The sequence below is a fragment of the Paenibacillus sp. CAU 1782 genome (assembly GCF_054551715.1).
Genome location: NZ_JBTOLL010000001.1, coordinates 475,946 through 487,564, shown reverse-complemented (window position 1 = coordinate 487,564; position 11,619 = coordinate 475,946). Strand labels below are relative to the sequence as shown.

Here is an 11,619-nt window from a genome sequence, read left to right as displayed (position 1 = left end):
AGCTTTACCTTTACCAAATGAGGACGGAAGCTCCCCAGGTCAAACCGCCTCCGAAGCCAACGAATACAAGGCAGTCGCCTTCCTTCACGCGGTCCTGCTCAACGGCTTCCGCCAGCGCTACCGGGATGGAAGCTGCCGACATATTTCCGTATTTGTTCAGGTTGATCATGGCTTTGTCCTCCGGCAAATCCAGACGGTTCATCGCCGACTGAATAATGCGGATATTGGCTTGATGCGGTACCAGAAGGTCGACATCGCCTTTGGTCATGCCGGCTTTGGCCAACGCTTCCTCGGCAGCGCCGCCCATAATACGCACGGCAAATTTGAATACGTCGTTGCCCGCCATATGAATAAAATGTTTCTTGTCCTCAAGACTTTGCTGCGATGCGGGAATGCGCGAGCCTCCGCCGCTAATTTTCAGCAGTTCGCCGCCGCTTCCGTCGGCGCCCAGTTCAAAGGATCGGAACCCCCGTCCTTCAGGCACTCTGCCCAGTACTACAGCACCCGCTCCATCGCCAAAAAGGATGCATGTGTTGCGGTCGGTATAATCCGTAATCCGGGACAATGTTTCTGCGCCGATAACAAGCGCGTGCTTGTACATGCCCGTTGCGATCATGTTGCTTGCCGTCGCCAAACCGTAGATAAAGCCCGAGCATGCGGCCGAGAGATCAAATGCAGCCGCTTTTGCCGCGCCCAGCTTGTTCTGCAACAGACAAGCCGTTGAAGGGAAAAACATATCCGGCGTAATGGTAGCAACGATGATGAGGTCTAAGTCGGCCGCCGTCAACCCGGCAGCTTCCAAAGCTTTCAGCGCTGCCTGATAGGCCAGATCGGAGGTTGCCTCCGTGTCAGCCGCAATACGGCGTTCTTTGATGCCGGTGCGCGTCACAATCCATTCATCATTGGTTTCTACCATACGTTCCAGCTCTTGGTTCGTCAAGATGCGTTCGGGCGTATATTTGCCCGTTCCGATAATACCGACAGGATGCAAACTCATGCTAAACACTCACTTCCCGTTAATTTCTGCGGAGATGGATGATATCAATTCGCCTTGAAGGGCGATTCTTGCTTTGCCGACGGCGTTTTTGACAGCAAGGGCATCGGACGAGCCGTGGCATTTCACGACCAGGCCGTTTAACCCCAGCAGAGGAGCACCGCCGTGCTCCTTGTAGTCCATTTTTTTCTTCAAATGGCGCAAGCGGGGAAGCATGATCGCAGCGGCTGCTTTGGTCAGAAGAGAATGGCCAAACGCATCCTTAAGCGATGAAAAAATCATGCCCGCCGCTCCCTCCATTGACTTCAGCAAAATATTGCCAGAGAAGCCGTCGCATACCAGCACGTCGCAGTTGCGGCTCAACACGTCCCTGGCTTCCACGTTGCCGATGAAGTTAACAGGCGCTTGCTCCAGCAGCTCAAAAGCCGCTTTCGTCAGCTCGCTTCCCTTTTTAGCCTCTGTGCCTACATTAAGCAAGCCGACCCGAGGCTGCGACAGGCCATGCACCTTGGAGCGGTACACGCTGCCCATGATGGCGTATTGCAGCAAATGCTCAGGCTTGGCATCCATATTGGCGCCCAGATCCAGCGCAAGCACGCCTACATCGTCTTGCGTGGGCAGCATAGGAGCCAAGGCGGGGCGTTCGATTCCCGCCATCCGGCCGACTACGAGCAGTCCGGTAGCCATCAACGCTCCCGTATTGCCTGCGGACAACATGGCATCCGCCTGCTTTTCTTTTACGAGCGTTCCCGCCACAACCATCGACGAATCTTTTTTCCGTCTGACGGCTTTAACCGGTTCTTCGTCGCCGCCGATCACATCTTCGGCATGGTGAAGCTTAATGTTTGACGGTTTGCCGCCAGCAAGCAGCGGCTCGATCGCCGCTGCGTTTCCGACCAGCAGCAGTTCCGTGTCCGGCCATTCGGCCGCCGCCTGCAATGCGCCTTGCACAATCAGCTCCGGAGCGTGGTCCCCGCCCATAGCGTCAATGGCGATCCGCATGTTCTATTCCTCCTCCAAAATCTGCTCTCCCGTAGATCTGTAGATGACGAAATTCCCTTGAAACACCATCTCGTCGCCGACATAGGTGAACAGCTCCACCTTCGATTTGCTGCGTTCCCCGGAGATCGAACGGACATACGCTTTCGCTATGCATTTTTCGCCTAGTTTGACTGGACGGATAAAACGGATATCCGCCGTCACCGTCAGCGCTATGGCGTCGTCGATAACGGCGACTGCCAATGAGTTGGCCTGGGCGAAAACATGATGGCCGCGCGCAATAGCCGTTCGGGAGAAAACATGTTCCTCCGCGATTTCAAAAATGGAGATTCCGGACTTGTCCAGTTCCAAATCCACGATCTCCCCGATTACCTCGTGCAGAGGCAAGGAACGGACAGAATCGTAGGAGCGCTCCGCCATCAGCTTCATCCGCTCTCTGAGCTCGGGAATGCCAAGCTCCATCCGGTCCAGACGAATCGTCTGGATGCTGACTTTAAGCAGGCGCGTTAACTCTCTGTCTGTTATAAAAGGGTTGTCATCAATGTATTGGGCAAGCTGCTGATGCCGCTGCCGTTTGGGCATCCGTTCCATTTTCGGCATCGCCTCCGCTCTATATGACCTTATATGTTTAGGAGTTCATTTTATCACCTGGTACTAAACTAGTATATAAAAAAAGTCCGCCGCGCGCAACCGATCGCCCTGAACCGTCTCCAATACCACTAAACAATGGAAATCCTGCTAAAAGGTTATGCAATGAATACAGCCGAACATTCTTATGTAGTAATAAAAATAGCACCTCACCGCAAGATGAAGTGCTATCGCCGAAGCCATATCCTATTGGGAAATGATTTCCTTTGTTTTGTAATATCCGCATACTTTGCATACGTGGTGAGCCAATTTCAGCTCTCCGCATTGCTCGCACTTCACCATGCCCGGTACTGCAAGTTTAAAATGCGTGCGACGTTTGTCGCGGCGAGTTTTGGATGTTCTACGTTGAGGTACTGCCATCTTTCCCACCTCCTTCACAGATTCAAAAATACGCTAGTCTTTAAAAAGATCCTTCAGCGCGGCAAATCGAGGATCAAGAACCTCATTGCTGCACCCGCACTTCCGCTCGTTGAGATTTTGCCCGCATTGCTGGCAAAGTCCCTTGCATTGTTCGCTGCAGAGCGGAGCAAAGGGAATGTATAGCAGAAGAGCTTCCTCCAGAAACGGCTTCAGATCCAGTCTCTCTCCCGGAACCTCTGCAAAATCGGATTCTTCGCCTTCGCCTTCCTCTTCGTCAGACTCATCGCCCGAAACCTGCTTGAACTGCTCCGAGAAAGGAATGACCGTATGCGCGCTTACGGGATCCAGACAGCGCGAGCACGCCATCTCCAGATCAATCTCCATATGCCCGTCAGCGGTAATAAAGCCAGCATGTCCCTCTACATGGATGTCTACATGAAGCGGTCCCGTGCTAAGCACATCGGACTTGCCCTTAAACAGACTGCCGACATCCAGCGATTCCTTTATGTCCGCCTTCAAGCCTTTGGACATCATCTCTTGCATATGAAACTGCATGTTCATCACTCCAAACAAACAAAGATTATTATAGCGATTTACTTAGGCTTTTGTCAACAATTTCACATTGCGATTTTCCTGCATGGACCAAAAACGGGAGACAATAGACCCCCGGCTTGCTGTATCCATAAGCCCGCTGTGCTATAGTAGAGCCAAACCACTATTTCCGCAAGAGGGGAAAATTTTATGACGACAGTTGGACTGATCGTGGAATATAACCCGTTTCACAACGGTCATCGTTATCATTTGCAGCAATCCCGCAAATTAACAGGAGCCGACGCCGTAGTCGCCGTCATGAGCGGGCATTTTCTGCAGCGCGGCGAACCCGCCATGGCGGACAAGTGGCTGCGGACGCGCATGGCGCTTGAGGGCGGCTGCGATCTCGTCATCGAGCTGCCGGTCGCTTACGCCACCCAGTCCGCGGAATGGTTCGCCTACGGAGCCGTGAAGCTGCTAAAGGCCACCGGGGTCGTAGACGCATTTTGCTTCGGAACCGAAAGCGGAAGCCTGGATCCTCTGCTTGCCGCCGCGGATGCAGCTGCGTTTGAGCCTCAGAACTTCAAGGATATGCTGAAGCGGGAACTGGATCAAGGAGTTCCCTATCCCTCCGCTTACAGCTCGGCCATTGCGGCGTTCTTGAGTCAACAGGGATTGGCGGAAGCCGCCTCGTTCCCATTTAGCCAGCCCAATCACACGTTGGGCCTGCACTATCTCATTGCCCTTAACCGTCTCGGCGGCGGGTTGAAGCCTTTTACCATTGCCCGTCAAGGCGCGCAATACGGCGACACATCGGTGGCTGACGGTCCAATCGCCAGCGCCACTGCGCTGCGAAAGCTTCTCTTCGATGGCGGAAGGCTGGACGATATTGCGCCTTACCTACCGGCATCAACCTTCGGCATTTTGACAGATGCCCAAAACAAAGGTATTCCCCCCATTGGCTGGGACCGCTACTTGCCTCAACTGCTGCACGCTATTGCAACAAGCGGCGCTAACGGGCTGCGAGAGCTGCGAGACATAACAGAGGGACTGGAGCACCGCATCGTCAAGTCGCTGGCCGCGATGGAGGGTTTCGCAATGGAAAGTCTGCTGAGCACGCTCAAAACAAAGCGCTACACGCGGACCAGGCTCCAGCGAGCCTTGCTTTCCGTGCTGCTTGGCCATGCCAAAAGCGACTTCACGCGCGCAAAGCTAGCGGACGGCGTCCGATATATTCGCGTATTGGGCTTTTCGCCCAAGGGCCAAGAGCTGCTTGCGGAGATGCGCCGCTCCGCCTCCCTTCCTGTACTTCTTAACGCTTCGCGGTACACGGAGGAAAGTCGGTATCTGGAGCTCGACATCGCAGCGACCGGCGCTTACATGCTTGGCGTGCCAGGCGCGGATTTGCCTTCCGCGATGCTTCGGGATTTCCGGGACAAGCCCGTTAGGACTGCTCGCGGATAAAGCCTTCAATCGCGTCCAGCGCCTCCTGAAGGGTGCTTACTCCGGCAATTGTCATCGGCGAATGGAGCGCAGCCGCTTTTTTTCGGGCCTCCGCTTCATTCCCCGCCGGCACGAGAAACAGCTCGGCTCCTTCGGAGCTGGTCGAAACGACCTTTTGCGAAATTCCTCCAATCTCTCCGACGGCGCCGTCGGGACTAATAGTCCCGGTTGCAGCGATCCGGCGGCCACCCGTCAAATCCCCGGTGGATAATAAATCGACGCCCTGCAAGGCGAATACAAGGCCTGCGGATGGTCCGCCGATGTTATTGGCCGATATATTCAGCTTGTAAAGCAGGTCATCCGGCACAAGCTCCTGTTGCTCCACAAATCCCGCAACTCCCAGCCATGCCGCAAATTGCTCCAAAAGCTCATCTTTAGACCATTCTCCGGTTAACCCGGCGGTCTTCAACGTCTCCATTCCGATCGTTAGATGTTCGCCTTTGCGGCTGACGACAAGCTCCCAATTCTCGCCCGATTGTATATCTTTCTCCCATCGGCGCAACACATCCTCCATGTCGAGAAACGGCGTTTCGCCCTTTGGCCCTACCAATATGTCGCCTTGCTCCAGCAGTCCCGGGTTTGATCCGGCGTTTGGCGAGATTCCTGATGCAATGATGACGGTAGTAACATTATGATAAGGCAACGAAAGATACCGGTATACCGCCTCCACGGCGTTGCTCTGAGAATTCTGCATCACGACGGATAGCTGCTGCACATATTGACTTCGGCTTACGCCGCCGTATACATCGCGCTTTCGCATGAGATCATAGTCGGGTTGAAATGCCGCCTTCAGGACATTCCAAAAATTAGGCTCCGTCAGCTTGACCGCCGTTAGCAAAAATTCGCCTTCGGCTTCTTGTACGCCAGCTTCTCCGTTTGCGGCGGCATCAGGATTGCCGGCGGAATGATCCAAAACAATCATCGGCTCCACGGGTACCGCGATGCCCGGCTGAAACATAACGAAAGGCGTTGGCGCATAAAGCAGAAGCCACATAAACAGGGCTGTTCCGGCTCCTGAAGCCACTACTTTTTTCCATTGAGATTCATTACGTGCCATGTTTGGCGTTCACCTGCTTACAGCGGCATTTTACGATCAGCATCATTGCCGTTCTGGTCTAACCTGAAAATTGAGGCGTACATATGTAAAAACAGGTTTGTCCACGAAGACATAGGAGCTGACTCCCATGGCAAAAACGGTAATGCTGGCAGTATTGTCAATCCTTTTGGTTTGCTGTATCATTTTGCAGCCCGACGCTTCCTTTCAGGCTTCATTAAAAGGTTTATCGATCTGGTGGGACATTGTATTCCCGGGGCTGCTTCCTTATTTTGTCCTCTATGAAATTATGCTTGCTTTCGGATTGGCGCACGGATTAGCAGCCCTCCTGCAGCCAGTGGCGGCTCGCTTGCTTCGCATGCCCGGAGAAGCGGCGATTGGCCTTGCTGCGGGCTGGATGGGCGGATACCCGGCAGGCGCAGAGCAAGTCGCGCGACTCTGCAGAGAAGGCAAGTTAAATAACAGCCAAGGCCAGCACCTGCTGGCCTTGGCCCACATGCCTAATCCATTATTTATGATCGTTATTGTCGGCGCGTCGTTTCTGCAAGCGCCGACTGCCGGCTTGATCGTAGCCGCTGCCGTCTGGTTGTCCGCGATATGGCTGCTGCTGCTCTCCTCGATTTGGCCGCAATCCCCGCAGCCAAAGCAACAGGTACAGCAGCATGACCATTCTTCCCCGAAAGCGGGATTGCTCGCCGCCGCAGCCCTTGCCATGAAAGCGGGCCGGGAACACGATGGCAGAAGCTTTGGCAGAGTATTGGGAGAATCCGTTGCGGCGAGCGTGCAGCGGCTGATGATTGTTGGAGGCTTTATGATCGTAGCTTCCGTGCTGGCCAGGCTGGCTGAGCCATTGCTGATCCCGTTAACCAAGATGGGGTTTCCCTTTGTCGGGCAAGTCCTGTTTGAAGGCCATCTCGGGGCGTATGCCGCATCCTTGTGGAGCACCCCCGGCGCGGGTTTGCCGCTCATTTGCGCCGTCATTGCCGCAGCCGTCTCATGGAGCGGCATAAGCGGCATTTTGCAAGCCGGGTATTCCGTCGGTGGAACCGGACTAAAGCTTTTTCCGTTTATGATGTACCGGCTGAATCACGCCGTACACGCTTTTCTTGTTACCCTTCTGCTATGGGGGCCGGCCGGAAAACTTATTTCAATCATTGTCCCGGGCGGCGGTTTCCCCGTATTGGCGGAAGGAACAACTCGATTGTCCTCTCACGGCCCCATGCCGGAAGCCCATGTTTTCACAGCCGCCAACATGCCGACGCTTTGGCCGCATGCCATCGCCATTTTCATTTGCGGAATAGCGCTAATGTGCAGTCTGTTTGTTCTCTTCAAATGGCGATCACTGAGCCGCAACGGATTTTGAATGGTATGTCTTTATGACTTAATTGGGCTCGATTTGTCACTTCGCCGGTTTCGAGCTGCTTTACAGTTTATTGCATAAGGATCAAAGCAGCCGCTACTCCACAATCAGCCCTAGCCTTACTGCTGCGCTTTGCGCTCGCGGTATTTTTCCTTTAATGCAACCTCCACGGCTGGCGGAACCAGATCATGGACCTCGCCGTCGAATTGTGCGATTTCTTTGACGATGCTGGAGCTTAAATAGGAATATTTAGGGTTGGTCATCATAAAAACGGTTTCGATATCCTTGTCCAACTGATGGTTAGTTGAAGCCAGCATCAGCTCGTATTCAAAGTCCGTAACCGAACGGATACCGCGTACGATCACATCTGCTCCCTTCGAGCGCATAAACCGAACCGTCAAATCGCGAAAGCTGTCGATTTCGACGTTGGGAATATCTTTTGTTGCTTCGCGCAGCAGCTCTTTGCGTTCTTCCACTGAAAACAGCGGGTTTTTGCTGGTATTGTTCAAAACGGCAACCACCAGGCGATCAAACTGCTTTGCAGATCTGCGGATGATGTCCAAATGTCCGCACGTAACGGGGTCAAAGCTGCCCGGGTACGCTGCAATTCTAATCTTTGGCGTTGGCTCGTTATTTTTTTGATGATCAGGATTCATCGACTGTGGCATATTCCTCGCTCCTATCGCTGCTGTCTTTTCCTTCATAACGGTATATGCTGACGGCCGTGTCGCCATATTTGGCCTCCCGGATTTGCTGAAAGCCAGTTATGTCTTTGTCATATTGGACCGCTGCGTCATGTTCCACCACAATAATGGCCTCTTGCTCCAGCATGTCCCTCTCCGCCAGCTCTTCCATCAGTTTGTCCATCGCGGTCATTCGGTAAGGCGGGTCCAGAAAAACCAGACGGAATTTCAAGCCCCGCTTTGCCAACGCTTTCACCGCCCGCTCTGCGTCGTTGCGGTACAGCTCGGCGACATCTGTCGCTCCAACGGCCTGAAGATTAAGGCGTATGATGTCGATGCTTGCTTTTTCCTTATCCACAAGGACCAGCTTTTCAATCCCCCGGCTCCAGGCCTCGATAGCCAAACCGCCCGTGCCCGCATAAAGATCAAGCGCCGCTCCCCCGTCGAAATAAGGACCAATCATGCTAAAAATGGCTTCTTTCACTTTATCCGTTGTAGGTCTTGTCCCATTTCCCGGAACAGCCTTGAGCGCGCGCCCTCGTGCCGTGCCCGCTATGACTCTCACTGCAATTACCCCTTTCACGCTACATTACGCCTACCGCCTATCGTACCACAAATTGTATTTATTAATAAAGAATCGCTGGGCGAATTTCAATGCCGCCAAAACGGGCATTCGCCCCTGTCCTCCATTCCGGCTCGCCAATAAGATATAATGAAGGAGGATGAATATGCCCAACTACCGGATTATTGTAGATTTATCGGATAAAATGCTGCATCTGCTCGATGGGAATATCGTCGTGCGAAGTTTTCCTGTCGGCATAGGCAAAATGGTGACAAGAACGCCAACCGGCGAGTATAAAATTATCAACAAGCAACCAAACCCCGGAGGGCCGTTTGGCGCTTTTTGGATGGGATTGTCCAAGCCGTCCTATGGCATTCACGGCACAAACGACCCGTCATCTATCGGTCGAGAGGTGTCCCACGGCTGCATCCGAATGCACAACGAGGATGTGCTTGCCCTTCAGGCAATGGTCCCGATCGGGACCAGGGTCACCATTCGCCCATAATACGAGGAGGAATGAACATGTGCGGCCGATACACGCTGGTATTGACGCTGGAAGAATTAATGAAGCATTTTATGCTCGACGATCATCGGCTGCAGCCCTTCTCTCCCCGCTACAACATTGCCCCCGGCCAATTGATCCCGGCTATCGTTAACGATGGCCGGAACAATGTGATCGGTCAATTAAAGTGGGGGCTTGTTCCAAGCTGGGCCTCTACCAACAAGGACGGCTCCAAGCTTATTAATGCGCGCGCCGAAACCATAGCGGTCAAGCCTGCTTTCCGTGCGGCTTTCCGGTCAAAGCGTTGTCTCATTCCCGCCGACGGCTTCTATGAATGGCAGCGCCGCTCCGACGGCACGAAGCAGCCCTTTCGCATCGTTATGCGCGAAGGAGGACTGTTCGCTTTTGCCGGCATCTATGAAATCTGGATTGACCACGAAGGCCGCAAACTCGGCACCTGCAGTATTATCACCACCGAACCTAACGAGCTGATGGCGGAAATTCATGACCGGATGCCCGTTATCTTGCAACCGGGCGATGAGCGCGTGTGGCTGAATCGAAGCAGCGACCCTTCCCAGCTGCAAAATCTCTTGCGTCCCTATCCCAACCGCCTGATGGAAGCCTACCCCGTCAACAATGCCGTCGGCAACAGCCGACTCGACAATGAGGATTTAATCAAACGGCTGGTCTGATCGCGGATATCTTTGAACAAAAAAAGCCGGATATGGTCATTTTCAACCACTCCGGCATTCCATACCAATCACTTTACATTAAACGGTTAGCTCTTTGGAGCCCATGCTTTAAAACTAGCGCAATGTGATTTGTGCTTTGTCTCCATCTTGATCCAGATTAATGACGAGGCTGTCTGGGGATTCAGCCACTACGTCTGGCACTTCGATGACGACAAAACCGGTAAGTGATGATAACGGCTTAATGCTGTCGCTGAGATCGCCATCAATCATCGTAATCGTATAGCTGTATTCATATTCGCCCTGGAACAAAGCTTTCATGCTTACGCCCCCGAACATGCTTGTAAATTCAGCTGCTTGCTTGCCGTTATTTTTGACGGTATAGTTCAGTACAATGAATTTGTTGCCTTCGTCGGCACTAGACGAAAAGTATTGATCCTTTACTTTTTGATCGAATGTAAAGGAGTCCAGAACAACTTCCCAGTCACCCAAAGCAAACGTATCTCCGACTGCATAGGACTGTTCCTTAACTTCTTCAACAACAGGCTCTTCCGTTGGCTGCTCAGCCGGCTCCTCAGAAGGCGTCTCCCCGGATTCTTCTTGTACGACAGAGCTATTGGCTGTGTTATTTTTGTTTCCAGCCCCTTCATTTTTTTCAGTCCCCCCGCAAGCCGTCAAAACCAGTGCAACAAGCAATACGACATTTAACAACATAAACTTCTTCATAAGTCTCTCCCTCGCTGGTATAATATGCCTATCGACAATAACATATTCTAATCTCTTTGGACTACCTTTTTTTTGAATTAAATCAATAGATTCACTCCCTTCCCTTATATACAGGACAGCAACCTGATTTTGTATAAATTCCGAAATCCAAAATCATACGTTAAAGATTGGAGTTCATAATGAGTAAAGTTAACCTGATTCTTCAAAGCCGGCCGCCAGCTAAAGTTCTTATGGAAATCAAAAAACAAACTGGCTTGGGACTGTCTGAACTGAATGCCCGCATTCGGGACCAACAACCTCTAATGGAAGGCAATACGCTAAAAAGCCAGGATATGAACAAGTTCATTAGCGTAATTCAATCACTCCGAAATGAAAATCATCCTTTTGCGCTCTTTGAAACAGTTGGAAATGAAAGAGAAGAGATGCCCTTGGAGTTATTTATGAACAGTATTGAACGTGCGCATCAAATTGCGGCACATAGAGAATTTTTGGACGCGCTGACGATTGAAGAAGACACCGATGAGGAAAATTGAAGCTTTTTTCAAAAGAGGCATTAACTAATGTTGAGCCCCTTTGTTTAGATGTAAGGCATACACAGAACTTGATCCCTGGAAACTTCAGCTCCCTTTTTTCGTATACTAAAAAAAGGAGCTGATGGATGATGGTGGTTGTCTTCCTTGTTATTTTTATCATTTTGACGATCATTAATATTATTTATCCGGCCTTCGGTTGGTACCTTCGGTACGGCTGGATGGTAAAAGGCGAATCCGAACCAAGCGATGCTTATCTGGCTATGAGCCGAATTGGCAGCATTCTCGCCCTCGTCGTTTTGTTAGTTGCTTTGTTCTCTGGAGCATTAGCATTTTAGCTAGCTCGTTGCTAAGATGGTCACAATAAAGTAAACTTGACAAAAAAAAGCACCTCTTAATCAAGCCGCCATTTGGCTGCATCAAGAGGTGCTTCACTATACGTCAAGGCTCTTAGGTTGCCACGAAGAAAATAATGATA

Annotated in this window: 14 protein-coding genes and 1 pseudogene; 6 read left to right on the top strand and 9 right to left on the bottom strand. The window is 52.0% G+C overall.

The features are described 5' to 3' along the window. Positions 1-10 precede the first annotated feature (10 nt). The 5 genes and pseudogenes from ACX93W_RS02510 to ACX93W_RS02490 all read right to left on the bottom strand — a co-directional run bounded on the left by ACX93W_RS02510 (position 11) and on the right by ACX93W_RS02490 (position 3,556). Positions 11-997 (bottom strand): beta-ketoacyl-ACP synthase III, encoded by a 987-nt coding sequence (locus ACX93W_RS02510; RefSeq protein ID WP_459390739.1) that lies wholly within the window; start codon positions 995-997, stop codon positions 11-13. Positions 998-1,006: 9 nt separating this feature from the next. After that, positions 1,007-1,996, bottom strand: a complete 990-nt coding sequence (plsX, locus tag ACX93W_RS02505; RefSeq protein WP_459390738.1) for a phosphate acyltransferase PlsX — start codon at positions 1,994-1,996, stop codon at positions 1,007-1,009. After that, a pseudogene (gene fapR / locus ACX93W_RS02500) lies at positions 1,980-2,575 on the bottom strand (transcription factor FapR). The gene plsX and the pseudogene fapR overlap by 17 nt, the downstream one beginning before the upstream one ends. A gap of 252 nt (positions 2,576-2,827) precedes the next feature. Continuing rightward, positions 2,828-3,001 (bottom strand): 50S ribosomal protein L32, encoded by a 174-nt coding sequence (gene rpmF / locus ACX93W_RS02495; RefSeq protein ID WP_006036546.1) that lies wholly within the window; start codon positions 2,999-3,001, stop codon positions 2,828-2,830. A 33-nt stretch (positions 3,002-3,034) separates the two neighbouring features. Continuing rightward, on the bottom strand, positions 3,035-3,556 hold the full coding sequence (locus ACX93W_RS02490) for a YceD family protein (RefSeq protein WP_459390737.1): 522 nt from the start codon (positions 3,554-3,556) through the stop codon (positions 3,035-3,037). A gap of 186 nt (positions 3,557-3,742) precedes the next feature. On the opposite strand from ACX93W_RS02490, the gene ACX93W_RS02485 reads away from it, so the two are divergent. Then, a complete protein-coding gene (locus tag ACX93W_RS02485; RefSeq protein WP_459390736.1) occupies positions 3,743-4,996 on the top strand; it encodes a nucleotidyltransferase in 1,254 nt (417 codons plus the stop codon). Here the strand turns inward: ACX93W_RS02485 and ACX93W_RS02480 are convergent. Then, the gene (locus ACX93W_RS02480) at positions 4,977-6,092 is read right to left on the bottom strand and encodes a S16 family serine protease (RefSeq protein ID WP_459390735.1); all 1,116 of its coding nucleotides are present in this window, start codon (positions 6,090-6,092) and stop codon (positions 4,977-4,979) included. The genes ACX93W_RS02485 and ACX93W_RS02480 overlap by 20 nt on opposite strands. Positions 6,093-6,219: 127 nt before the next feature. Between ACX93W_RS02480 and ACX93W_RS02475 the strand changes: the two genes are divergently transcribed. After that, positions 6,220-7,452, top strand: a complete 1,233-nt coding sequence (locus ACX93W_RS02475; RefSeq protein WP_459390734.1) for a hypothetical protein — start codon at positions 6,220-6,222, stop codon at positions 7,450-7,452. Between the two features lie 116 nt (positions 7,453-7,568). Here ACX93W_RS02475 and coaD read toward each other — a convergent pair whose 3' ends face one another. Together coaD and rsmD are read right to left on the bottom strand one after the other, a co-directional pair. Then, a complete protein-coding gene (gene coaD, locus ACX93W_RS02470) occupies positions 7,569-8,117 on the bottom strand; it encodes a pantetheine-phosphate adenylyltransferase (RefSeq protein ID WP_459390733.1) in 549 nt (182 codons plus the stop codon). Continuing rightward, on the bottom strand, positions 8,095-8,715 hold the full coding sequence (rsmD, locus tag ACX93W_RS02465; RefSeq protein WP_459390732.1) for a 16S rRNA (guanine(966)-N(2))-methyltransferase RsmD: 621 nt from the start codon (positions 8,713-8,715) through the stop codon (positions 8,095-8,097). The genes coaD and rsmD overlap by 23 nt, the downstream gene beginning before the upstream one ends. A gap of 145 nt (positions 8,716-8,860) precedes the next feature. Between rsmD and ACX93W_RS02460 the strand changes: the two genes are divergently transcribed. Then, a complete protein-coding gene (locus tag ACX93W_RS02460) occupies positions 8,861-9,199 on the top strand; it encodes a L,D-transpeptidase (protein ID WP_459390731.1) in 339 nt (112 codons plus the stop codon). Between the two features lie 17 nt (positions 9,200-9,216). Continuing rightward, positions 9,217-9,888, top strand: a complete 672-nt coding sequence (locus tag ACX93W_RS02455; RefSeq protein WP_459390730.1) for an SOS response-associated peptidase — start codon at positions 9,217-9,219, stop codon at positions 9,886-9,888. Positions 9,889-10,002: 114 nt separating this feature from the next. Here ACX93W_RS02455 and ACX93W_RS02450 read toward each other — a convergent pair whose 3' ends face one another. Continuing rightward, positions 10,003-10,611: a DUF4352 domain-containing protein gene (locus ACX93W_RS02450; RefSeq protein ID WP_459390729.1), complete on the bottom strand. Its 609-nt coding sequence runs from the start codon at positions 10,609-10,611 to the stop codon at positions 10,003-10,005. A gap of 179 nt (positions 10,612-10,790) precedes the next feature. On the opposite strand from ACX93W_RS02450, the gene ACX93W_RS02445 reads away from it, so the two are divergent. Together ACX93W_RS02445 and ACX93W_RS02440 are read left to right on the top strand one after the other, a co-directional pair. Beyond that, a complete protein-coding gene (locus ACX93W_RS02445) occupies positions 10,791-11,144 on the top strand; it encodes a hypothetical protein (protein WP_459390728.1) in 354 nt (117 codons plus the stop codon). Between the two features lie 125 nt (positions 11,145-11,269). Continuing rightward, on the top strand, positions 11,270-11,479 hold the full coding sequence (locus tag ACX93W_RS02440; protein ID WP_459390727.1) for a DUF6199 family natural product biosynthesis protein: 210 nt from the start codon (positions 11,270-11,272) through the stop codon (positions 11,477-11,479). Positions 11,480-11,619 lie beyond the last annotated feature (140 nt).

Excerpts from the sequence above, each read along its gene's own strand:
- ACX93W_RS02510 (WP_459390739.1), bottom strand. The coding sequence starts at position 997 with ATGAGTTTGCATCCTGTCGGTATTATCGGAACGGGCAAATATACGCCC.
- plsX (WP_459390738.1), bottom strand. The coding sequence starts at position 1,996 with ATGCGGATCGCCATTGACGCTATGGGCGGGGACCACGCTCCGGAGCTG.
- rpmF (WP_006036546.1), bottom strand. The coding sequence starts at position 3,001 with ATGGCAGTACCTCAACGTAGAACATCCAAAACTCGCCGCGACAAACGT.
- ACX93W_RS02490 (WP_459390737.1), bottom strand. The coding sequence starts at position 3,556 with ATGCAGTTTCATATGCAAGAGATGATGTCCAAAGGCTTGAAGGCGGAC.
- ACX93W_RS02485 (WP_459390736.1), top strand. The coding sequence starts at position 3,743 with ATGACGACAGTTGGACTGATCGTGGAATATAACCCGTTTCACAACGGT.
- ACX93W_RS02480 (WP_459390735.1), bottom strand. The coding sequence starts at position 6,092 with ATGGCACGTAATGAATCTCAATGGAAAAAAGTAGTGGCTTCAGGAGCC.
- ACX93W_RS02475 (WP_459390734.1), top strand. The coding sequence starts at position 6,220 with ATGGCAAAAACGGTAATGCTGGCAGTATTGTCAATCCTTTTGGTTTGC.
- coaD (WP_459390733.1), bottom strand. The coding sequence starts at position 8,117 with ATGCCACAGTCGATGAATCCTGATCATCAAAAAAATAACGAGCCAACG.
- ACX93W_RS02460 (WP_459390731.1), top strand. The coding sequence starts at position 8,861 with ATGCCCAACTACCGGATTATTGTAGATTTATCGGATAAAATGCTGCAT.
- ACX93W_RS02455 (WP_459390730.1), top strand. The coding sequence starts at position 9,217 with ATGTGCGGCCGATACACGCTGGTATTGACGCTGGAAGAATTAATGAAG.
- ACX93W_RS02450 (WP_459390729.1), bottom strand. The coding sequence starts at position 10,611 with ATGAAGAAGTTTATGTTGTTAAATGTCGTATTGCTTGTTGCACTGGTT.
- ACX93W_RS02445 (WP_459390728.1), top strand. The coding sequence starts at position 10,791 with ATGAGTAAAGTTAACCTGATTCTTCAAAGCCGGCCGCCAGCTAAAGTT.
- ACX93W_RS02440 (WP_459390727.1), top strand. The coding sequence starts at position 11,270 with ATGATGGTGGTTGTCTTCCTTGTTATTTTTATCATTTTGACGATCATT.